This is a genomic window from Pseudomonas sp. 22490, from assembly GCF_052044465.1.
Taxonomy (GTDB): Bacteria; Pseudomonadota; Gammaproteobacteria; order Pseudomonadales; family Pseudomonadaceae; genus Pseudomonas; species Pseudomonas aeruginosa.
In genome coordinates this window covers 121,214-141,039 of the sequence record NZ_JBQENS010000005.1, presented here as the reverse complement: position 1 = coordinate 141,039, position 19,826 = coordinate 121,214, and the positions used below count along the sequence as shown (strand labels likewise).

Here is a 19,826-nt window from a genome sequence, read left to right as displayed (position 1 = left end):
CCTGAATGAAGAGGAATTTGCATGGCTATCGCCCTGAGCACCCTGGTCGAAGAGGCCGACCGTTATCTGGATGCCGCGCGCATCCAGGACTACTGCCCGAACGGCCTGCAGGTCGAGGGCCGGCCGCAGGTGCGGCGGATCGTCAGCGGGGTCACTGCCAGCCAGGCGCTGCTGGATGCCGCCGTGGAGGCCGACGCCGACGTGGTGCTGGTGCATCACGGCTACTTCTGGAAGGGTGAGAATCCCTGCGTGGTCGGCATGAAGCAACGGCGCCTGAAGACCCTGCTGAACAACGATATCAGTCTGCTCGCTTACCACCTGCCACTGGATCTGCATCCGGAGGTGGGCAACAACGTGCAGTTCGCCCGGCAGCTCGGCTTCGAAGTGGAAGGGCCGTTGGAGCCGGGCAACCCGCGTTCCATCGTCCTCCTCGGTTCGCTTGCCGAGCCGATGCAGCCTGCCGATTTCGCTCGGCATGTGCGCGATGCGCTGGGGCGCGAGCCGCTGCTGGTCGACGCCGGCCAGCCGATCCGACGCATCGCCTGGTGCACCGGCGGCGCCCAGGGCTATATCGACCAGGCGATCGCCGCCGGCGTCGATGCCTACCTGACCGGCGAGGTTTCCGAGCAGACCGTGCACAGCGCGCGGGAGAACGGCATCAGCTTCATCGCCGCCGGACACCACGCCACCGAGCGCTACGGGGTGCAGGCGCTGGGCGACTACCTGGGCAAGCGCTTCGCCATCGAGCACCTGTTCATCGACTGTCCTAATCCTGCCTGACGACGGAGCGGTGACGCACCCGGTCGACCTCCTTGCCCAGTTCCCAGACAGCCATCGCGTAGTGGGTGCTGTGGTTGTAGCGGGTGATCACGTAGAAGTTCGGCAAGCCGTACCAGTACTGGTAGTTCCTGCCCATGTCCAGGCGCAGCAGGCTGGCTTGCCGGTGGCCGCCGAGCGGACCCTGCGGGCGTAATCCGGCGGAAGCGAGCACGTCCAGCGGGTACAGCGTCTTGAAGCCATCTTCCAGCGAGGGAGCCCGGCCACTGGCGGGAACCGCCACGCGATCGCCGCTGACCCAGCCGTGCTGCTTGAAATAGTTGGCGACGCTGCCGATGGCGTCACGCGGATTCCACAGGTCGATATGCCCATCGCCATCGAAGTCCACCGCGTACTTGGTGAATGAAGACGGCATGAACTGGCCGTAGCCCATGGCGCCGGCATAGGAACCGCGCAGGGCCAGCGGGTCGGTGCCTTCCTTGCGCGCCTGGAGGAGGAATTGCTCCAGTTCGCCGCTGAAGAATTCCGCGCGGCGAGGGTAGGAGAAGGACAGGGTGGACAGCGCATCGATGATCCGCGTCTTGCCCATCACACGCCCCCAGCGGGTTTCCACGCCGATGATGCCGACGATGATCTCCGGCGGCACGCCGTAGACGCGCGATGCCCGTTGCAGGTCGGTTTCGTATTGGTCCCAGAACAGCACGCCGTTCTGTACGTTGCCTGGCGTGACGAACTTCTTCCGGTAGCGCAGCCAGGCGCCGTTCGGTCCGCTGGGTGGGGTATAGGTCGGGGCTTGCCGGTCCATCAGGCGGATCACCCAGTCCAGGCGCTGGGTCTGGGCGAACAGGTCGTGCAGTTGCTGGCGGTTGAAGCCGTGCTGGCTGACCATCCTGTCGATGAAGCGCTGTGCCGCCGGATTGTTCGCGTAATCGCCGCGCAGCGGCAGTATCGGTTGCACCGACTGGCGTACGGGGCGGGGTGAAATGACGGTGCGAGCCTGGGGTTTGGCGGCGGGTTTCGGTGGTGGCGTCGGTTCGCTGCTGCATGCTGAGACCAGAAAGAACAGGGGCAGGGCGAGGGCGGTACGGCGCATCTGGGGGCTTCTTGGCGGAATGACGATGCCCGCTATGCTAGCGCAGTGCCGCCGGCGTACAAGTCGAGCCGCCGAAAGGGGGCGGACCGTCTGCTCGCTGTCGCGGCGACGGCTTTGTCCGGTCCGGGACGATGCCGTCTCAGCTTTGTCCGCCCGGTCTGCGAAACGCCCCTGGAAAACCTCTCGACGCCAGTGTTTTCGCCGGCTGCGAGGCTGAGCGCTGATGGCTATATGGGTATATTTTTTCGGTATAAATGGCGAATCTTTTAGAGCCTTGCGCTGTGATAGAGTGCGCGTTCGTCTACGGCCCGACGGCCGTCCATAAGCAATTCCGTGAGTAGCCATGGTCGACAAACTGACGCACCTGAAACAGCTGGAGGCGGAAAGCATCCACATCATCCGCGAGGTGGCCGCCGAGTTCGATAACCCGGTGATGCTGTACTCGATCGGCAAGGATTCCGCGGTCATGCTGCACCTGGCCCGCAAGGCCTTCTTCCCCGGCAAGCTGCCCTTCCCGGTGATGCACGTGGACACCCGCTGGAAATTCCAGGAGATGTACAGGTTCCGCGATCGGATGGTCGAAGAAATGGGCCTGGACCTGATCACCCACGTCAACCCGGACGGCGTCGCCCAGGGCATCAACCCGTTCACCCACGGCAGCGCCAAGCACACCGACGTGATGAAGACCGAGGGACTCAAGCAGGCCCTGGACAAGTACGGTTTCGACGCTGCCTTCGGCGGTGCGCGCCGCGACGAGGAGAAGTCGCGGGCCAAGGAACGGGTCTATTCGTTCCGCGACAGCAAGCACCGCTGGGACCCGAAGAACCAGCGTCCCGAGTTGTGGAACATCTACAACGGCAAGGTGAAGAAGGGCGAGTCGATCCGCGTCTTCCCGCTGTCCAACTGGACCGAGCTGGACATCTGGCAATACATCTACCTGGAAGGCATCCCGATCGTCCCGCTGTACTTCGCCGCCGAGCGCGAGGTTATCGAGAAGAACGGCACGCTGATCATGATCGACGACGAGCGCATCCTCGAGCATCTCTCTGACGAAGAGAAAGCCCGTATCGAGAAGCGCATGGTGCGCTTCCGTACCCTCGGCTGCTACCCGCTCACCGGCGCGGTCGAGTCCAGCGCCACCACGCTGCCGGAAATCATCCAGGAAATGCTCCTGACGCGTACTTCCGAACGCCAGGGTCGGGTCATCGACCATGACCAGGCCGGTTCGATGGAAGAAAAGAAACGTCAGGGCTATTTCTGAGGATACGCAGCATGTCTCATCAATCCGATCTGATCAGCGAGGACATCCTCGCCTACCTGGGGCAGCACGAACGCAAGGAACTGCTGCGCTTCCTTACCTGCGGCAACGTCGATGACGGCAAGAGCACCCTGATCGGGCGCCTGCTGCACGACTCCAAGATGATCTACGAGGATCACCTCGAGGCCATCACCCGCGACTCGAAGAAAGTCGGCACCACGGGCGACGACGTCGACCTGGCGCTGCTGGTCGATGGCCTGCAGGCCGAGCGCGAGCAGGGCATCACTATCGATGTGGCGTACCGCTACTTCAGCACCGCCAAGCGCAAGTTCATCATCGCCGACACGCCCGGCCATGAGCAGTACACCCGCAACATGGCTACCGGTGCCTCGACCTGCGACCTGGCGATCATCCTGATCGATGCCCGCTACGGCGTGCAGACCCAGACCCGCCGGCACAGTTTCATCGCGTCCCTGCTGGGTATCCGGCATATCGTGGTCGCCATCAACAAGATGGACCTGAAGGACTTCGACCAGGGTGTCTTTGAACAGATCAAGGCCGACTACCTGGCCTTTGCCGAGAAGATCGGTCTGAAGACCAGTTCGCTGCACTTCGTGCCGATGTCGGCGCTCAAGGGCGACAACGTGGTCAACAAGTCCGAGCGTTCGCCCTGGTACGCCGGCCAGTCGCTGATGGAAATCCTCGAAACCGTCGAGATCGCCGCCGACCGCAACCTCGATGACATGCGCTTCCCGGTGCAGTACGTGAACCGGCCGAACCTGAACTTCCGCGGTTTCGCCGGCACCCTGGCCAGCGGCGTGGTGCGCAAGGGCGACGAGGTGGTGGCATTGCCGTCGGGCAAGGGGAGCAAGGTGAAATCCATCGTCACCTTCGAGGGCGAACTGGAGCAGGCCGGTCCCGGCCAGGCCGTCACCCTGACCCTGGAAGACGAGATCGACGTTTCCCGCGGCGACATGCTGGTGCATGCCGACAATCGCCCGCTGGTCACCGACGGCTTCGATGCCATGCTGGTGTGGATGGCCGAGGAGCCGATGCTTCCGGGCAAGAAGTACGATATCAAGCGCGCTACCAGCTATGTGCCGGGTTCGATTCCGAGCATCGTCCACAAGGTGGACGTGAACACCCTGGAGCGGACCCCGGGCAGCGAGCTGAAGCTGAACGAGATCGCCAGGGTCAAGGTCAGCCTGGACGCGCCCATCGCGCTCGATGGCTATGAGCAGAACCGCACCACCGGCGCCTTCATCGTCATCGATCGCCTGACCAACGGCACCGTTGGCGCCGGCATGATCATCTCCGCTCCGCCGGCGGCCCATGGCAGCAGCGCTCATCACGGCTCGAATGCCCATGTGACGCGCGAGGAGCGTGCCGGCCGCTTCGGCCAGCAGCCGGCGACCGTACTGTTCAGCGGCCTCTCCGGCGCCGGCAAGAGTACCCTGGCCTATGCCGTGGAGCGCAAGCTGTTCGATATGGGCCGCGCGGTCTACGTGCTGGACGGGCAGAACCTGCGCCACGACCTGAACAAGGGGTTGCCGCAGGACCGCGCCGGGCGCACCGAGAACTGGCTGCGTACCGCCCATGTCGCCAAGCAGTTCAACGAGGCCGGGTTGATCAGCCTCTGCGCCTTCGTCGCGCCGAGCGCGGAAGGGCGCGAGCAGGCCAGGGCGCTGATCGGCGCCGAGCGCCTGATCACCGTCTATGTGCAGGCGTCGCCGCAGGTCTGCCGCGAACGCGATCCCCAGGGGCTGTATGCGGCGGGCGAGGACAATATCCCCGGCGAGTCCTTCCCCTACGACGTGCCGCTGGATGCCGACCTGGTGATCGATACCCAGGCGCTGAGCGTCGAGGACGGCGTGAAGCAGGTGCTCGACCTGTTGCGCGAGCGCCAGGCGATCTGATCGTCTCGCAGCCATGAAAAAGCCCCGCGGATGCGGGGCTTTTTCATGGGCGTCGGCAGGTTCGCGCAGCGCGTCAGTACTTGCCTTTCAGGCCGTAGGTGGCGTCGAGGGTGCCGGGGCTGTCCGGGCTTTTCGGCGCATAGTCCTTCGGCACTTCGCCGGAGGCCGGCGGAGTCAGGCGCTCGCGGCGCTCGGCCGGATAGGCCTCGTCGGCATGCAGTGCAGCCAGCAGGCGCTGGCGGGTCTGTTCGTCCAGGGCCAGGCGCTGGGCGCCGTCGGAGAGGTGCTCCTGCACGTCCTGGTAGCTCTGGGTCAGCTTCTTCACGAGGCTGGCGGTGGTGTTGAAATGGGTCACGACTTCGCGCTGATAGCTGTCGAAGCGGTCCTGCAGGTCGTCCATCTGGCGTTGCACCTTGTTCGGCGCGGCGTTGGGCAGCAGGCGGGCGATCAGAAAACCGATGGCGACCCCGGCGACCAGGGCGAGGGCCGGCAGCAGCCAGGCGGTGAGCGACTGTTCCACGCGAATCCTTCCTCTATAGACGGCTTTGCTTTACGTTAACGGCTTGAGTCCGAGCTGTATACCACGGCACGCGAGTAAGTGCCTGTGTCGCTTGGAGTAATCTGCTAGACGAGTCGACCCGAGCCGGGGTCACGGAGTTCCTGTTTGTCTACCCGCGAAATCCCTGTATCCATCGATGGCCCCTGCGGGCCGCTGGAAGCCCTGCACCTCGATCTGCCCGATGCCCGCGGCATCGCCCTGGTCTGCCATCCGCACCCGCTGTTCGCCGGCACCATGCAGAACAAGGTGGTCGCCACTCTGCAACGCAGCGCCCGCGATGCCGGCCTGGCGACCCTGCGTTTCAACTTCCGTGGCGTTGGCCAGAGCGCTGGCAGCTATGGCGAGGGGATCGGCGAGATCGACGACGCCGAGGCCGCCGCGCGCTGGTTGCTGGCACGCCATCCGGGGTTGCCGCTGACACTGATGGGCTTTTCCTTCGGCTCCTGCGTCGCCGGCAATCTGGCGGGGCGCCTGGAAGCGCAGGGCGTCGGGCTGGCGCGGCTGTTCATGATCGCGCCGCCGGTGGAACGCTTCGCGGTCAGCCTGCCTGCGCGTTGCCCGCTGACCGTGGTGCAGCCGGAGGACGACGACGTGGTCACGCCGGCCGCGGTATATGCCTGGAGCGAGTCCCTGGCACGACCGCACGAGCTGTTGCGGGTGGCAGAAAGCGGACATTTCTTCCATGGCAAGCTGATCGATCTGAAGGACCTGTTGCTGCCACGCCTGCAGGACTGACGTCGTCGCGCCGGCCCTGCTACCATCCGGCGCGCCATTCTTTTCTTTGCCTGACATCTGGTATCGCATGACTACTCGTATCCTGACCGGCATCACTCCTACCGGCACTCCGCACCTGGGCAACTACGCCGGCGCCATCCGCCCGGCGATCCTCGCCAGCCGTCGGAGCGACGTGGATTCGTTCTACTTCCTGGCGGACTACCACGCCTTGATCAAGTGCGACGATCCCGCTCGTATCCAGCGCTCGCGCCTGGAAATCGCCGCGACCTGGCTGGCCGGCGGCCTGGACGTCGAGCGTGCGACCTTCTACCGGCAGTCGGACATCCCCGAGATTCCCGAGCTGACCTGGTTGCTCACCTGCGTCAGTGCCAAGGGCCTGCTCAACCGCGCGCATGCCTACAAGGCCGCGGTGGACCGCAATGTCGAGGCCGGCGAAGACCCGGACGCCGGCGTGACCATGGGCCTCTACAGCTATCCGGTGCTGATGGCCGCGGACATCCTGATGTTCAACGCGCACAAGATTCCGGTCGGCCGCGACCAGGTGCAGCACGTGGAGATGGCCCGCGACATCGGCCAGCGTTTCAACCACCTGTTCGGCAACGGCCGCGAGTTCTTCGTCCTGCCCGAAGCGGTGATCGAGGAAAACGTCGCCACCCTGCCGGGCCTGGACGGGCGCAAGATGTCCAAGAGCTACGACAACACCATCCCGCTGTTCAGCCCGTCCAGGCAGCTCAAGGACGCCATCGCACGCATCGTCACCGACTCGCGCGCGCCGGGCGAGCCGAAAGACCCGGACAGTTCGCACCTGTTCCTTCTTTACTCGGCCTTCGCCAGCGCCGAACAGGTCGCCGCGTTCCGCCAGGAACTGCTCGAAGGCCTGGCCTGGGGCGAAGCCAAGCAGCGCCTGTTCCAGTTGCTCGACAACGAACTGGGCGAGGCTCGCGAGCGTTACCAGGCGCTGATCGCCAAGCCGGACGATATCGAGGACATTCTCCTCGCAGGTGCCGCCAAGGCGCGCCGCATCGCCACCCCATTCATCGCCGAGTTGCGCGAGGCAGTCGGCCTGCGCTCCCTGCGCGAGCCGCTGAAAAGTGCCGAGAGCGGCAAGAAGAAGGCCGCCAAGGCTGCGCGCCTGGTCAGCTTCCGCGACGACGACGGCAGCTTCCGCTTCCGCCTGCTGGACGCCGCCGGCGAACAGCTACTGCTGTCCCGCGCCTTCGCCGACGGCAAGGCCGCCGGTGCGGTGAGCAAGCGCCTGCTGGCTGGCGAGACTGCCGACCTGCGGGCCGAGGGCAATGCCTTTGGCCTGTGGCTGGATGGCGAGGCGGTGGCGCAGAGCCCGGCCTTCGCCGACGCCGCCGCCCGTGACGCCGCCATCGAGCGCACCCGCGAAGCGCTGGCACCGCAGGAGTAGGCAGCCCCGGTACATCCTCGACGGATGGCCGATTGCCAAGAGACGGGGTCGTCGCTAAAGTGACGGCCCCGTTTTCGTTGCATTGCTACCGATCATGACGCCCCTCGAGCGCTACCAGGCCGATCTCCAACGCCCCGATTTCTTCCACGATGCCGCACAGGCGAATGCCGTGAAGCATCTGCAACGCCTCTACGATGACCTGGTCGCCGCCGACCACGCCAAGCCCGGCCTGTTCGGCAAGCTGCTCGGCAGGAAGTCCGGCGGGCCGGTGAAGGGCCTGTATTTCTGGGGCGGCGTCGGCCGTGGCAAGACCTACCTGGTGGACACTTTCTTCGAGTCGCTGCCGTTCGAGCAGAAGGTGCGCACGCACTTCCACCGCTTCATGAAGCGGGTGCACGAAGAACTGAAGACCCTCAAGGGCGAGAAGAACCCGCTGACCATCATCGGCAAGCGCTTCGCCGACGAGGCGCGGGTGATCTGCTTCGACGAGTTCTTCGTCTCCGACATCACCGATGCGATGATCCTCGCCACCCTGCTGGAAGAGCTGTTCAAGAACGGCGTGAGCCTGGTGGCGACCTCCAACATCGTGCCGGACGGCCTGTACAAGGACGGCCTGCAACGCGCCCGTTTCCTGCCGGCGATCGCCCTGCTCAAGGAACATACCGAGATCGTCAACGTCGATAGCGGCGTCGACTATCGCCTGCGCGCGCTGGAGCAGGCCGAGCTGTTCCACTGGCCGCTCAGCGAACAGGTCGAGGAGGAGATGGCGCGCAGCTTCAAGGCCCTGACCCCGGACTGTGCCAAGGCCCAGCGCGACGAGGCGCTGATGATCGAGAACCGCGAGATCCGCGCGCGCCTGACCTGCGACGACGTGGCCTGGTTCGAATTCCGTGAGCTGTGCGACGGCCCGCGCAGCCAGAACGACTACATCGAGCTGGCGAAGATTTTCCACGCCGTGCTGATCTCCAACGTCGAGCAGATGGGCGTCACCAAGGACGACATGGCGCGGCGTTTCATCAACCTGGTGGATGAGTTCTACGACCGCAGCGTCAAGCTGATCATCTCCGCCGAGGTCGAGCTAAAGGATCTCTACAGCGGCGGCCGGCTGGAGTTCGAATTCCAGCGCACCCTCAGTCGTCTGCTGGAAATGCAGTCCCACGAATACCTGACGCGTCCGCACCGGCCCTGATCCGGGGCGGAAACGAGAAAGGGGTTGCCGATGGCAACCCCTTTTTTCATGGACGCGCGGCGTTTCAGCGCTGCGCGGTGTTCTGCTCGAAGCCGGCGAGGAGCTTCTTCGCATGGGCCACTTCGAGGGCTTCCATGGCGTTGATCGGCTTGATCGCCACGGCCTGCTTCAGTTGGGCGATGGCCTTCTCCCGCTCGTCGTCGCCGTATACGTAGGTCAGCGCGTTGGCGTACTCGTAGTGGCCGATCGGCAGGTCGTTGGCCTGGCGGAAGGAGCGGGCGAAGTACTGTTCCATCTTGTCGGCGCTGACCCCGTAGGTCATCTTGCCGACCAGCTTGCCGACCTTGCGGATCACTCCCGCCTCGTAGCCGCCGTAGAGCGCCAGGGCGAACGGCTGGTTGGGTTGCCTGGCCAGGAGGGCGTCCAGTTCCTTGGGTATCTCGCTGGTATAGCCGCGCTTGAGCACTACCGGTACCGATAGCTCCTCGGCCAGGCGCGCCTTGGCGTAGACGCTGCCGAACTGGGCGACGATATCGGCCTTGACCAGCGGGCCGGCCTGTTCGGTGTAGTCGATGACCTCTTCGAGCAGGCGCTGTTTCTCCGCCTGGCCGGGAGCCAGGAACATGGCGTAGAGCACCTGGGCGAACATCGCCGGTACCTGGCCGCCGACTCCCAGGGCCAGTCCCTGCTCCTTGGCCTTGGCGTAGTCGCCGCGGAACAGCAGGCGCCAGACATCCTGCAGGCGCGCCGCATATTGCGCGGCCTCTTCCGGCTTGCCGGTGAAGCCGGTGCCGGCCTTCACGGTCTTTTCCAGGGCATCCGGATGGGCGGTCGCCATGTTCACCACCCAGTCGGCGTCCGGATAGGGATAGTCGCCGAAGCCGCGGGTCAGGCGCGGCCAGGCTTCCTTCAACTTATCGCCTGGATAGTCATAGGCGCTCTGGTCGTAGGGGAAGGCTTTCCAGTTGTCGGCGGCCATAGCATTCATACCGAAGAGGGCCAGGAAGGCGAGCAGATAAAGGCGCATGGCAAAGGTCCGTTCTTGTCGTTGTTCGGAACGCCCGCGTCTGCGGCGGGCCTGCGGATTCATGAGAACCCGCGAAGGCCGACCTGGCTACCTATCCTAGGTTCTGTAGGGAAAGCGCCGGCGCCGATGCCGTTCGGGCAGGCCCGGCGATGTCCGGCTCAGCTTTCCTTCTGCATGAACTGGCGACGGTAATGGTGGGGAGAGAGTTCGGTGTGCTGGCGGAACAGGCGGGCGAAGAAGCTGGCGTCGTCGTAGCCGACCTCGTAGCTGATCGTCTTGATGCTCTTGCGCGTGCTCGAGAGCATGCCCTTGGCGGTCTCGATCCGCAGTCGCTGCAGGTAGTGCAGCGGCTTGTCGCCGGTAGCGGCCTGGAAGCGCCGCATGAAGTTGCGGATGCTCATGCCGTGGTCGCGGGCGACGTCCTCGAAACGGAACTTGTCGGCGAAGTGGTCTTCCAGCCATTGCTGGATCTGCAGGATCGTCGGGTCATGGTGCAGCTTCTGTCCGCCGAAGCCGATACGCCCTGGGGTGTAGCTGCGCTGTACTTCGTAGAGGGTATCCCGGGCCACCGCCTGGGCCACCGATCCGCCGCAGAAACGCTCGATCAGATAGATGTAGAGGTCGCAGGCGGAGGTGACGCCGCTGGCGCAGAACAGGTCGTCGGCATCAGTCAGGTGCTTCTCCTGGTTGAGCAGCACGTTCGGGAAGCGTTCGGCGAATTCCCGATAGAAGCGCCAGTAGGTGGTCGCTTCCTTGCCATCCAGCAGGCCTGCCTGGGCCAGCCAGAAAACCCCGGTCGCCTCGCCGCAGAGGGCGGTTCCCTCGGCATGGCTGCGGCGCAACCAGGGAACGATTTGCGGATAGCGCCGTTCGAGCGCGTCGAAGTCGCCCCAGAAGGCGGGCAGGACCACGATATCGCAGGCGGCGAGGGGACCGTCGACGGCGATGCTGTCGCCGCTGAAGCTGCGTACCGGCTGGCCGTCGGGGCTGAGGATGCGGGTGCGGAAGGCCGGCTGGAGACCGAGGCCCTGCTGCTTGCCGTGGCGCAGGCTGGCCATGTGGAAGAAGTCCTTGGCCTGCATCAGGGTCGAGGCGAAGACGCCGTCGATGGCGACGATGCCGACATGTTTCAGCACCGGAGCGGATTGAGCGCGCATGGATTTTTATCGTTGTTGTGAGTAAGGGAAAGCGGTCAAAAGGCGGCTGGATCGTCTTATTTTTTGGCGCAACTGTCCAGTGCGTCGGTCGGGGCATTTCCCTACAGTCGAAGACCTGCCGCGTGCAGCCAACCCGATCCCAGACCGTTTCCAGGTGACCACGATGATACCGAGAACCCTGTTCAGCTCCGACCACGAACTGTTTCGCGACAGCGTGCGCAAGTTCCTCGAACAGGAAGCCGTGCCTTTCCATCACCAATGGGAAAAGGATGGGCATGTCGACCGCGCGCTCTGGAACAAGGCCGGCGAGGCCGGAATGCTCTGTTCGCACCTGCCGGAAGAGTATGGCGGGATGGGCGCGGACTTCCTCTACAGCGCCGTGGTCATCGAAGAGATCGGTCGGGCCGGCCTGACCGGGATCGGTTTCTCCCTGCATTCGGACATCGCTGCACCCTACATCCTCCACTACGGCAGCGAGGCGCTGAAGCGCAAGTACCTGCCGAAGCTGGTATCCGGCGAGATGGTCGCGGCCATCGCCATGACCGAGCCGGGGGCTGGTTCCGACCTGCAAGGGGTGAAGACCACTGCGGTACTGGATGGCGACGAGTACGTCATCAATGGCTCGAAGACCTTCATCACCAACGGCTTCCTCGCCGACCTGGTGATCGTGGTGGCGAAGACCGATCCGAAGGCTGGCGCCAAGGGCATAAGCCTGTTCGTGGTCGAGGCGGGTACGCCGGGCTTCAGCAAGGGCAAGCGCCTGGAGAAGGTCGGGATGAAGGCCCAGGACACCTCCGAGCTGTTCTTCCAGGATGTGCGGATTCCCCGGGAGAACCTGCTCGGCAAGGACGGCCAGGGATTCATCTACCTGATGCAGGAGCTGCCGCAGGAGCGCCTGACCGTCGGTATCGGCGCGCTGGCGTCGGCCGAGGCGGCCCTGCAATGGACGCTCGACTACACTCGCGAGCGCAAGGCGTTCGGCAAGTCGGTGGCGGACTTCCAGAATACCCGCTTCAAGCTTGCCGAGATGGCTACCGAGATCCAGGTCGGCCGGGTCTTCGTCGATCGCTGTATGGAGCAGCATCTCCAGGGCAAGCTGGACGTACCCACCGCCGCCATGTGCAAGTACTGGACGACGGACCTGCAATGCAAGGTGCTCGACGAATGCGTGCAGTTGCACGGCGGCTACGGCTTCATGTGGGAATATCCGGTGGCGCGGGCCTGGGCCGATGCCCGGGTGCAGCGGATCTACGCCGGTACCAACGAGATCATGAAGGAGATCATCGCGCGGGCCCTGTGAGGCGCGCCTGGTCACCGGGAGGGGCGGACGACCGCATCGCGCGGTTGTCCGCCGAACCCGCGGCAGCGCCAGGCCCCTGGAGGCTCAGGGAGCCGGGTTCGGTTGCTCCCGGTGGATTGCATCGATACCGGCGAGCAATTCCTCGTCCAGCCTCAGGTCGACGCTGCCGAGATTGGTTTCCAGCTGTTCCAGCGAGGTGGCGCCGATGATGTTGCTGGTCACGAACGGCCGCGAGGTGACGTAGGCCAGTGCCATCTGCGCCGGTTCCATTCCATGTTCGCGGGCCAGCGCTACGTAGCGCGCGCAGGCCGCTTCCGCCTGCGGGTTGGTGTAGCGGGTGAAGCGGCTGTACAGACTGATGCGCGCGTTGGCCGGGCGGGCGCCGTCCGCGTACTTGCCGGAAAGCATGCCGAAGGCCATCGGCGAGTAGGCCAGCAGGCCGCACTGCTCGCGGATGGCGATTTCCGCCAGGCCCACCTCGAAGCTGCGGTTGAGCAGGTTGTAGGGGTTCTGGATCGATACCGCGCGCGGCCAGCCGCGCTCCTCGGCGAGCCTGAGGAAGGTCATGGTGCCCCAGGGCGTCTCGTTGGACAGGCCGATGTGGCGGATCTTGCCGGCGCGCACCTGCTCGTCGAGCACTTCCAGGGTTTCCTCCAGCGGTGTGAAGCTCTCTTCCTGGTGCTGGTAGCCGAGCTGGCCGAAGAAGTTGGTCCGCCGCTCCGGCCAGTGCAACTGGTAGAGGTCCAGCCAGTCTGTCTGCAGGCGCTCCAGGCTGGCATCGAGGGCGGCGACGATGTGCTGGCGGTTGAACTTGAGGTTGCCGTCGCGCACATGGCTGATGCCGTTGCCGGGGCCGGCGATCTTGCTGGCGAGGATCCAGTCGGCGCGGTCGCTGCTGCGGCGGAACCAGTTGCCGATGATGCGCTCGGTGCTGGCGTAGGTCTCGGCGCGGGGCGGCACCGGATACATTTCGGCGGTATCCATGAAATTGATCCCGGCGGCCTTGGCCCTGGCGATCTGGGCGAAGGCGTCCTGCTCGCTGTTCTGCTCGCCCCAGGTCATGGTGCCGAGGCAGAGGGCGCTGACTTTCAGATCGGTGCGGCCGAGCGGGCGATACTCCATGCGGGTGTCCTCGTGAAATTAAGTGGTTAATGCGGTTGTAAATTCTGGCGAAATCTGCATAATTCCGCAGCCTTTCATCGGTGGGGGATGCCAAGCCTGCCGATCGATGTATCTAGTCGTTACGGACGCACACCGACCCGAGCCCCAATTCGTGTCTGTTTTCGGCTGTCCTTGACTTGTCAAGGCAACCACTGTCCAGTAAGATTCGCCGTCTTATTTTCAGGCGGCCCCTGAGGCTATAACGAATGAAAACCTATACCGCGAAACCGGAAACTGTACAGCGCGACTGGTTCGTCGTCGACGCTGCCGGCCAGACCCTGGGTCGTCTGGCGACCGAAATTGCCCGCCGCCTGCGTGGCAAGCACAAGCCTGAGTACACTCCGCACGTTGACACCGGCGACTACATCGTCGTCATCAACGCCGAGCAGGTGCGTGTGACCGGTGCCAAGACCACCGACAAGATGTACTACCACCACTCCGGCTTCCCGGGCGGCATCAAGTCGATCAACTTCGAGAAGCTGATCGCCAAGGCCCCTGAGCGCGTCATCGAGACCGCTGTAAAAGGCATGCTGCCGAAGAACCCTCTGGGTCGCGATATGTATCGCAAGCTGAAGGTGTACAAGGGTGCCAGCCACCCGCACACCGCTCAGCAGCCCCAAGAACTGAAGATTTAACGGGATAGCTCATTATGTCGGCGACTCAAAATTACGGCACTGGCCGTCGTAAGACCGCTACCGCTCGCGTCTTCCTGCGTCCGGGTACTGGCAAGATTTCCATCAACAACCGTGGTCTCGATCAGTTCTTCGGTCGTGAAACCGCTCGCATGGTCGTGCGTCAGCCGCTCGAGCTGACCGAGACCGTCGAGAAGTTCGACATCTTCGTTACCGTCGTTGGCGGTGGCGTAAGCGGTCAGGCCGGTGCGATCCGTCACGGCATCACCCGTGCCCTGATCGAGTACGACGAAACCCTGCGTAGCTCGCTGCGCAAGGCCGGCTACGTGACTCGCGATGCCCGTGAAGTCGAGCGTAAGAAAGTCGGTCTGCGTAAAGCGCGTAAGCGTCCGCAGTACTCCAAGCGTTAATTCGACGCTTGCTGAAAAACGCCCACCTCTTCGGAGCTGGGCGTTTTTTTATGTCTACGCTTTAACTCTGCGGCAAGGTGTCGCATGGCCGAAGGGCGCGCCCTACAAGGGTTTCGGGCGTTTTGTGTCAGGCTATTACCTTGTCATCAAAGGGGGTTTTCTTTACCATTTGGCGAATTTTTTGCGCGGCTCGAATTTTTACTTAAAGGCCTGATTAGAACAGGTCTGAAGCTGATGGGAGACGACTGAATGAGTAATGACGGCGTGAATGCAGGCCGGCGTCGCTTCCTCGTCGCGGCCACCTCTGTGGTTGGCGCGGCGGGAGCGGTGGGTGCTGCGGTCCCGTTCGTAGGGTCATGGTTCCCCAGTGCCAAAGCCAAGGCTGCTGGCGCGCCGGTGCAGGTGAACGTGGGCAAGATCGATCCAGGTCAGCAGATCATCGCTGAATGGCGCGGCAAGCCTGTATTCATCGTGCACCGCACGAAGGAGATGCTGGACGCCCTGCCGAGCCTCGAAGGACAACTGGCCGACCCGGACTCCAAGGCCTCGGAGCAGCCGGAGTACGTCGATCCCAAGCTTCGCTCGATCAAGCCGGAACTGGCGGTGATCGTCGGCATCTGCACCCACCTGGGCTGCTCGCCGACCTTCCGTCCCGAAGTCGCCCCCGCCGACCTCGGTCCGGACTGGAAGGGTGGCTACTTCTGCCCTTGCCACGGCTCCCACTACGACCTCGCCGGTCGTGTCTACAAAGGCCAGCCAGCGCCGCTGAACCTGCCGATTCCGCCTTATACGTTCGATGCTGACGACGTCATCACCATCGGCGTGGACCAGGAGAAAGCCTGATGAACAAGTTCATGGCTTGGGTCGATGCGCGTTTTCCCGCGACCAAGATGTGGGAAGACCATCTGAGCAAGTACTACGCACCGAAGAACTTCAACTTCTGGTATTTCTTCGGTTCCCTGGCGCTGCTGGTGCTGGTCAACCAGATCCTCACCGGCATCTGGCTGACCATGAGCTTCACGCCGTCGGCCGAAGAGGCGTTCGCTTCCGTCGAATACATCATGCGCGATGTCGACTACGGCTGGATCATTCGCTACATGCACTCCACCGGTGCATCGGCGTTCTTCATCGTGGTCTACCTGCACATGTTCCGCGGCCTGCTCTACGGCTCCTATCAGAAGCCGCGCGAGCTGGTGTGGATCTTCGGCATGCTGATCTACCTGGCGCTGATGGCCGAGGCCTTCATGGGCTACCTGCTGCCTTGGGGTCAGATGTCCTACTGGGGCGCCCAGGTGATCATTTCCCTGTTCGGCGCGATTCCGGTGGTCGGCGAAGACCTGGCCCAGTGGATCCGCGGTGACTTCCTGATCTCCGGCATCACCCTGAACCGCTTCTTCGCCCTGCATGTGATCGCCCTGCCGATCGTCCTGCTCGGCCTGGTCGTGCTGCACATCCTGGCGCTGCACGAAGTCGGTTCGAACAACCCGGACGGCGTTGACATCAAGAAGAAGAAGGACGAGAACGGCGTACCGCTGGACGGCATCGCGTTCCATCCGTACTACACCGTGAAGGATATCGTCGGTGTGGTGGTGTTCCTGTTCATCTTCTGCACCGTGATCTTCTTCTTCCCGGAAATGGGCGGCTACTTCCTCGAGAAGCCCAACTTCGAGATGGCCAACCAGTTCAAGACCCCCGAGCACATCGCTCCGGTCTGGTACTTCACCCCGTTCTACGCGATCCTCCGCGCGGTTCCGGACAAGCTGATGGGCGTGGTGGCGATGGGTGCGGCGATCGCCGTGCTGTTCGTCCTGCCGTGGCTGGATCGCAGCCCGGTTCGCTCGATCCGCTACAAGGGCTGGCTGAGCAAGCTGTGGCTGGTGATCTTCGCGGTGTCCTTCGTGATCCTCGGCTACTACGGCGCCCAGGCTCCGAGCCCGCTGGGTACTACCCTGTCGCGCGTTTGCACCGTCCTGTATTTCGCCTTCTTCATCCTGATGCCGTTCTACACCCGGATGGAGAAGACCAAACCGGTTCCGGAAAGGGTGACTGGCTGATGAAAAAGCAATTCGCTGCACTGATTCTGGCGGTACTGCCAGTCCTGGGTTTCGCCGCTGGCGGCCATGGGCCGCAACTGGATCATGTCGATATCGACCTGACCGACAAGGCGGCCATGCAGGATGGCGCGCGTACCTTCGCCAACTACTGCATGGGCTGCCATAGCGCCAAGTTCCAGCGTTACGAGCGTGTCGCCACCGACCTGGGCATTCCTGCCGATCTGATGATGGAGAAGCTGGTGTTCACCGGCGCCAAGATCGGCGACCACATGGACATCGGCATGAAGCCGGCCGACGCCAAGACCTGGTTCGGCGCCGCTCCGCCGGATCTGACCCTGGTTGCCCGCGTACGCGGCACCGACTGGCTGTACAGCTACCTGCGCTCGTTCTACGAGGATCCCAAGCGTCCGTGGGGCGTGAACAACGTGATCTTCCCCAACGTCGGCATGCCGAACGTCCTGGCGCCCCTGCAGGGACGCCAGGTGATCGGCTGCAAGCAGGTACAGGTGGTCGAGGATGGCAAGAAGCAGTTCGATCCGTTGACCGGTACCCCGCTGACTCACGAAGCTTGTGACCAGTTGACCGTGGTGCCGAAGACCGGCGAGCTGAACGAAGCCCAGTTCGACGAGAAGGTCAAGAACCTGGTGACCTTCCTGGCCTATTCGGCCAACCCGAACAAGCTGGCCTCCGAGCGTATCGGTACCTACGTCCTGCTCTACCTGGCCTTCTTCTTCGTATTCGCCTATCTCCTCAAGCGCGAGTACTGGAAGGACGTGCACTAACCCGCACGTTGGTCTTCGAAGCGNGGGCGCGCGCGTCTTTTCACCTCCCACAAGTCGACCTGCGAGGAGGGCTCCATGGCTTCAATCAACAAGCTGACCTGCTATTCCGACCCTGCCGATCATTACTGCCATCGCATCCGCCTGGTCCTGGCCGAGAAGAACGTGGCGGTAGAGGTGATCGATATCGAGGCGGGCCGCTGTCCGCCGATGCTGGCGGAGGTCAACCCCTACGGCAGCGTACCGACCCTGGTCGATCGCGACCTGGCGCTGTACGAGCCGACGGTGGTCATGGAATACCTCGACGAACGCTATCCGCATCCGCCGCTGCTGCCCGATTATCCGGTGAAGCGTGCCAACAGCCGCCTGTTGATCCATCGTATCCAGCGGGACTGGTGTTCCCTGGTGGACCGGATCCTGGATGCGCGCAGCAAGGAGGCCGAGCGGGTCCAGGCGCGCAAGGAGTTGCGCGAGAGCCTGACCGGGGTTTCCCCGCTGTTCGCCGACAAGGCATATTTCCTCAGCGAGGATTTCAGCCTGGTGGATTGCTGCCTGTTGCCGATCCTCTGGCGTCTGCCGTTGCTGGGCATCGAGTTGCCGCGGCAGGCCAAGCCGTTGCTCGACTACATGGAGCGCGGATTCGCCCGGGAAAGCTTCCGGGCCAGCCTGTCTTCCGTTGAACGAGATATGCGTTAAGGAACATGAAGATGAATTCCAGCCGTCCCTATCTGGTCCGCGCGCTCTATGAATGGATCGTCGACAACGATTGCACGCCACATATCCTGGTGAACGCAGAGTTCGCCGGGGTAAAGGTGCCTCCGGGTTATGCCAGCGATGGGCAGATCGTGCTCAATGTCTCGCCCTCTGCCGTGCGGCATCTGCACATGGACAACGAGGCGGTCAGCTTCGAGGGGCGTTTCGGCGGCGTGGCGCAGAGCCTGTACATTCCAGCGCTGGCGGTAATGGCCATCTACGCCCGGGAAAACGGACAGGGCATGGTCTTCGATCTGGAGCAGCCGGGTCCGGTGGACGACGAGCCGGGCGATGACGATGGCGGACCGTCCGATGAGCCGCCGCGTCCCAGTGGCAGGCCATCCCTGAAGGTGGTCAAGTAAACGGCGAGCAATGAAAAAGGCGATCGAAGGATCGCCTTTTTTTCGTTCGCTGTTCTTCAGTTTATGTATTCGAACAGCTTGACGATCTTCTGCACCCCGTCGACGCCCTGGGCGACGCGGACAGCCTGGGCGGCTTCCTGCTGGTTGACCAGGCCCATCATGTAGACGATGCCGTTCTCGGTGACCACCTTGATCCGCGACGAGGGCACGTTGGGATCGCTGAGCATCTGGGTCTTCAGCTTGGTGGTGATCCAGGCGTCGTTGTTGCGGGCGAGCAGGGAGGAGGGCGAGGTCACCTGCAGTTCGTTATGCACGTTCTTGACCTTCTGCACCGTGCGCGCGGCCTGTTCGGCCTTGCTCTTGAGGTCGGCGCGCGGGGTCTGGCCGGCGATCAGAACGATGCCGTTGTAGCTGACCACGACGATGTGAGAGTCCTTGTCCAGGGCCGGATCGGCCTTGGCGATGTTCACCGCGGCCTTGGTCTCGATCAGCGAGTCGTCGATCTTGCTGCCGATGGTTCGGGTCCCGCGATCGTCGTCGATCGGTTTGTCCCGGGTGGCGCTGAGGAAACTGCTGCAGCCTCCCAGGGCCAGGCTCAGGGCCAAGGTGGCGGCGACGAAGGCGGTACGGCTCATTCTTCACTCCCGAACAGTTGGCGGTCGATCAGGTCGCAGAGGCAGTGGATGGCCAGCAGGTGGACTTCCTGGATGCGTGCGGTGATCTTGGAAGGAACGCGGATCTCCACGTCTTCCGGCAGCAGCAGCGAAGCCATGCCGCCACCGTCGCGGCCGGTCAGGGCGACCACCAGCATCTCGCGGTCGTGGGCCGCCTGGATGGCCTGGATCACGTTGGCCGAATTGCCGCTGGTGGAAATCGCCAGCAGGACGTCGCCCGGCTGGCCCAGGGCGCGGATCTGCTTGGAGAAGACTTCGTTGTAGCTGTAGTCGTTGGCGATCGAGGTGATGGTCGAGCTGTCGGTGGTCAGGGCCACGGCCGGCAGGCTCGGACGTTCGCGCTCGAAGCGGTTGAGCAGTTCGGAGGAGAAGTGCTGGGCATCGCCGGCCGAGCCGCCATTGCCGCAGGAGAGGATCTTGCCCTCGTTGAGCAGCGCATTGACCATCACCAGGCTGGCTTGCTCGATATAGGGAGGCAGTACTTCCAGCGCCTGCTGCTTGGTCTCGATGCTGGCCTGGAAGAGCTGGCGGATACGGTGTTGCATGTCCATCGGTAATGACCTTCGGTGGGGCGGC

21 protein-coding genes are annotated in these 19,826 nt (G+C 63.6%); 14 read left to right on the top strand and 7 right to left on the bottom strand.

Features of this window, described 5'->3' with window-relative positions; genetic code table 11:
- Nucleotides 1–21 precede the first annotated feature (21 nt).
- Nucleotides 22–780 carry a Nif3-like dinuclear metal center hexameric protein gene (locus tag ACTJJX_RS07535; protein WP_016852108.1) on the top strand — a complete coding sequence of 253 codons (759 nt, stop codon included), beginning with the start codon at nucleotides 22–24 and terminating at the stop codon, nucleotides 778–780.
- Here the strand turns inward: ACTJJX_RS07535 and mltB are convergent.
- Nucleotides 767–1,870: a lytic murein transglycosylase B gene (gene mltB / locus ACTJJX_RS07530; RefSeq protein WP_016852107.1), complete on the bottom strand. Its 1,104-nt coding sequence runs from the start codon at nucleotides 1,868–1,870 to the stop codon at nucleotides 767–769. The genes ACTJJX_RS07535 and mltB overlap by 14 nt on opposite strands.
- Nucleotides 1,871–2,213: 343 nt before the next feature.
- Here mltB and cysD point away from each other — a divergent pair, with 343 nt between their 5' ends.
- Together cysD and cysN are read left to right on the top strand one after the other, a co-directional pair.
- Nucleotides 2,214–3,131, top strand: a complete 918-nt coding sequence (gene cysD, locus ACTJJX_RS07525) for a sulfate adenylyltransferase subunit CysD (protein WP_003094311.1) — start codon at nucleotides 2,214–2,216, stop codon at nucleotides 3,129–3,131.
- Nucleotides 3,132–3,142: 11 nt separating this feature from the next.
- Complete coding sequence (cysN, locus tag ACTJJX_RS07520; RefSeq protein WP_003455505.1) at nucleotides 3,143–5,044, top strand: sulfate adenylyltransferase subunit CysN; 1,902 nt, start codon at nucleotides 3,143–3,145, stop codon at nucleotides 5,042–5,044.
- A gap of 73 nt (nucleotides 5,045–5,117) precedes the next feature.
- Here the strand turns inward: cysN and ACTJJX_RS07515 are convergent, their stop codons facing one another.
- Entirely contained in the window at nucleotides 5,118–5,564 is a 447-nt protein-coding gene (locus ACTJJX_RS07515; RefSeq protein WP_003094304.1) for a YhcB family protein, read from the bottom strand.
- A gap of 144 nt (nucleotides 5,565–5,708) precedes the next feature.
- Here ACTJJX_RS07515 and ACTJJX_RS07510 point away from each other — a divergent pair, with 144 nt between their 5' ends.
- The 3 genes from ACTJJX_RS07510 to zapE all read left to right on the top strand — a co-directional run bounded on the left by ACTJJX_RS07510 (nucleotide 5,709) and on the right by zapE (nucleotide 8,941).
- Nucleotides 5,709–6,338, top strand: coding sequence for an alpha/beta hydrolase (locus tag ACTJJX_RS07510; protein ID WP_003098823.1), 630 nt, complete (start codon nucleotides 5,709–5,711; stop codon nucleotides 6,336–6,338).
- Nucleotides 6,339–6,405: 67 nt separating this feature from the next.
- A complete protein-coding gene (locus ACTJJX_RS07505; protein ID WP_003112748.1) occupies nucleotides 6,406–7,752 on the top strand; it encodes a tryptophan--tRNA ligase in 1,347 nt (448 codons plus the stop codon).
- Between the two features lie 94 nt (nucleotides 7,753–7,846).
- Nucleotides 7,847–8,941 carry a cell division protein ZapE gene (gene zapE / locus ACTJJX_RS07500; RefSeq protein ID WP_003094297.1) on the top strand — a complete coding sequence of 365 codons (1,095 nt, stop codon included), beginning with the start codon at nucleotides 7,847–7,849 and terminating at the stop codon, nucleotides 8,939–8,941.
- 64 nt (nucleotides 8,942–9,005) lie between these two features.
- On the opposite strand, the gene ACTJJX_RS07495 is transcribed toward zapE, so the two are convergent.
- Nucleotides 9,006–9,968 (bottom strand): hypothetical protein, encoded by a 963-nt coding sequence (locus ACTJJX_RS07495; protein WP_003112749.1) that lies wholly within the window; start codon nucleotides 9,966–9,968, stop codon nucleotides 9,006–9,008.
- A 158-nt stretch (nucleotides 9,969–10,126) separates the two neighbouring features.
- Entirely contained in the window at nucleotides 10,127–11,026 is a 900-nt protein-coding gene (locus ACTJJX_RS07490; RefSeq protein ID WP_003120906.1) for a GlxA family transcriptional regulator, read from the bottom strand.
- Nucleotides 11,027–11,279: 253 nt separating this feature from the next.
- On the opposite strand from ACTJJX_RS07490, the gene ACTJJX_RS07485 reads away from it, so the two are divergent.
- Entirely contained in the window at nucleotides 11,280–12,425 is a 1,146-nt protein-coding gene (locus ACTJJX_RS07485) for an acyl-CoA dehydrogenase family protein (RefSeq protein WP_003120905.1), read from the top strand.
- 84 nt (nucleotides 12,426–12,509) lie between these two features.
- On the opposite strand, the gene ACTJJX_RS07480 is transcribed toward ACTJJX_RS07485, so the two are convergent.
- Nucleotides 12,510–13,547, bottom strand: coding sequence for an NADP(H)-dependent aldo-keto reductase (locus ACTJJX_RS07480; RefSeq protein ID WP_003098813.1), 1,038 nt, complete (start codon nucleotides 13,545–13,547; stop codon nucleotides 12,510–12,512).
- Nucleotides 13,548–13,792: 245 nt separating this feature from the next.
- On the opposite strand from ACTJJX_RS07480, the gene rplM reads away from it, so the two are divergent.
- The 7 genes from rplM (at nucleotide 13,793) to ACTJJX_RS07445 (ending at nucleotide 18,576) form a co-directional block, all read left to right on the top strand.
- Complete coding sequence (gene rplM, locus ACTJJX_RS07475; RefSeq protein WP_003094164.1) at nucleotides 13,793–14,221, top strand: 50S ribosomal protein L13; 429 nt, start codon at nucleotides 13,793–13,795, stop codon at nucleotides 14,219–14,221.
- Nucleotides 14,222–14,235: 14 nt separating this feature from the next.
- Entirely contained in the window at nucleotides 14,236–14,628 is a 393-nt protein-coding gene (gene rpsI, locus ACTJJX_RS07470; protein ID WP_003098810.1) for a 30S ribosomal protein S9, read from the top strand.
- A 249-nt stretch (nucleotides 14,629–14,877) separates the two neighbouring features.
- Nucleotides 14,878–15,471, top strand: a complete 594-nt coding sequence (gene petA / locus ACTJJX_RS07465; RefSeq protein WP_003100631.1) for a ubiquinol-cytochrome c reductase iron-sulfur subunit — start codon at nucleotides 14,878–14,880, stop codon at nucleotides 15,469–15,471.
- Nucleotides 15,471–16,682, top strand: a complete 1,212-nt coding sequence (locus tag ACTJJX_RS07460; RefSeq protein WP_003094159.1) for a cytochrome b — start codon at nucleotides 15,471–15,473, stop codon at nucleotides 16,680–16,682. The genes petA and ACTJJX_RS07460 overlap by 1 nt, the downstream gene beginning before the upstream one ends.
- The gene (locus tag ACTJJX_RS07455) at nucleotides 16,682–17,464 is read left to right on the top strand and encodes a cytochrome c1 (RefSeq protein ID WP_003094157.1); all 783 of its coding nucleotides are present in this window, start codon (nucleotides 16,682–16,684) and stop codon (nucleotides 17,462–17,464) included. The genes ACTJJX_RS07460 and ACTJJX_RS07455 overlap by 1 nt, the downstream gene beginning before the upstream one ends.
- Before the next feature lie 75 nt (nucleotides 17,465–17,539).
- Nucleotides 17,540–18,157 (top strand): glutathione S-transferase N-terminal domain-containing protein, encoded by a 618-nt coding sequence (locus tag ACTJJX_RS07450; RefSeq protein WP_003094155.1) that lies wholly within the window; start codon nucleotides 17,540–17,542, stop codon nucleotides 18,155–18,157.
- 11 nt (nucleotides 18,158–18,168) lie between these two features.
- Complete coding sequence (locus tag ACTJJX_RS07445; RefSeq protein ID WP_003094153.1) at nucleotides 18,169–18,576, top strand: ClpXP protease specificity-enhancing factor; 408 nt, start codon at nucleotides 18,169–18,171, stop codon at nucleotides 18,574–18,576.
- A 56-nt stretch (nucleotides 18,577–18,632) separates the two neighbouring features.
- Here the strand turns inward: ACTJJX_RS07445 and ACTJJX_RS07440 are convergent, their stop codons facing one another.
- Together ACTJJX_RS07440 and ACTJJX_RS07435 are read right to left on the bottom strand one after the other, a co-directional pair.
- On the bottom strand, nucleotides 18,633–19,211 hold the full coding sequence (locus ACTJJX_RS07440) for a BON domain-containing protein (protein ID WP_003094151.1): 579 nt from the start codon (nucleotides 19,209–19,211) through the stop codon (nucleotides 18,633–18,635).
- Entirely contained in the window at nucleotides 19,208–19,801 is a 594-nt protein-coding gene (locus ACTJJX_RS07435) for a phosphoheptose isomerase (RefSeq protein WP_003094149.1), read from the bottom strand. The genes ACTJJX_RS07440 and ACTJJX_RS07435 overlap by 4 nt, the downstream gene beginning before the upstream one ends.
- Nucleotides 19,802–19,826 lie beyond the last annotated feature (25 nt).

Excerpts from the sequence above, each read along its gene's own strand:
- zapE (WP_003094297.1), top strand. The coding sequence starts at position 7,847 with ATGACGCCCCTCGAGCGCTACCAGGCCGATCTCCAACGCCCCGATTTC.
- ACTJJX_RS07460 (WP_003094159.1), top strand. The coding sequence starts at position 15,471 with ATGAACAAGTTCATGGCTTGGGTCGATGCGCGTTTTCCCGCGACCAAG.
- ACTJJX_RS07535 (WP_016852108.1), top strand. The coding sequence starts at position 22 with ATGGCTATCGCCCTGAGCACCCTGGTCGAAGAGGCCGACCGTTATCTG.
- ACTJJX_RS07440 (WP_003094151.1), bottom strand. The coding sequence starts at position 19,211 with ATGAGCCGTACCGCCTTCGTCGCCGCCACCTTGGCCCTGAGCCTGGCC.
- ACTJJX_RS07490 (WP_003120906.1), bottom strand. The coding sequence starts at position 11,026 with ATGGCCAGCCTGCGCCACGGCAAGCAGCAGGGCCTCGGTCTCCAGCCG.
- ACTJJX_RS07450 (WP_003094155.1), top strand. The coding sequence starts at position 17,540 with ATGGCTTCAATCAACAAGCTGACCTGCTATTCCGACCCTGCCGATCAT.
- petA (WP_003100631.1), top strand. The coding sequence starts at position 14,878 with ATGAGTAATGACGGCGTGAATGCAGGCCGGCGTCGCTTCCTCGTCGCG.
- ACTJJX_RS07495 (WP_003112749.1), bottom strand. The coding sequence starts at position 9,968 with ATGCGCCTTTATCTGCTCGCCTTCCTGGCCCTCTTCGGTATGAATGCT.
- mltB (WP_016852107.1), bottom strand. The coding sequence starts at position 1,870 with ATGCGCCGTACCGCCCTCGCCCTGCCCCTGTTCTTTCTGGTCTCAGCA.
- cysD (WP_003094311.1), top strand. The coding sequence starts at position 2,214 with ATGGTCGACAAACTGACGCACCTGAAACAGCTGGAGGCGGAAAGCATC.
- cysN (WP_003455505.1), top strand. The coding sequence starts at position 3,143 with ATGTCTCATCAATCCGATCTGATCAGCGAGGACATCCTCGCCTACCTG.
- ACTJJX_RS07445 (WP_003094153.1), top strand. The coding sequence starts at position 18,169 with ATGAATTCCAGCCGTCCCTATCTGGTCCGCGCGCTCTATGAATGGATC.
- ACTJJX_RS07480 (WP_003098813.1), bottom strand. The coding sequence starts at position 13,547 with ATGGAGTATCGCCCGCTCGGCCGCACCGATCTGAAAGTCAGCGCCCTC.
- rpsI (WP_003098810.1), top strand. The coding sequence starts at position 14,236 with ATGTCGGCGACTCAAAATTACGGCACTGGCCGTCGTAAGACCGCTACC.
- ACTJJX_RS07505 (WP_003112748.1), top strand. The coding sequence starts at position 6,406 with ATGACTACTCGTATCCTGACCGGCATCACTCCTACCGGCACTCCGCAC.
- rplM (WP_003094164.1), top strand. The coding sequence starts at position 13,793 with ATGAAAACCTATACCGCGAAACCGGAAACTGTACAGCGCGACTGGTTC.
- ACTJJX_RS07435 (WP_003094149.1), bottom strand. The coding sequence starts at position 19,801 with ATGGACATGCAACACCGTATCCGCCAGCTCTTCCAGGCCAGCATCGAG.
- ACTJJX_RS07455 (WP_003094157.1), top strand. The coding sequence starts at position 16,682 with ATGAAAAAGCAATTCGCTGCACTGATTCTGGCGGTACTGCCAGTCCTG.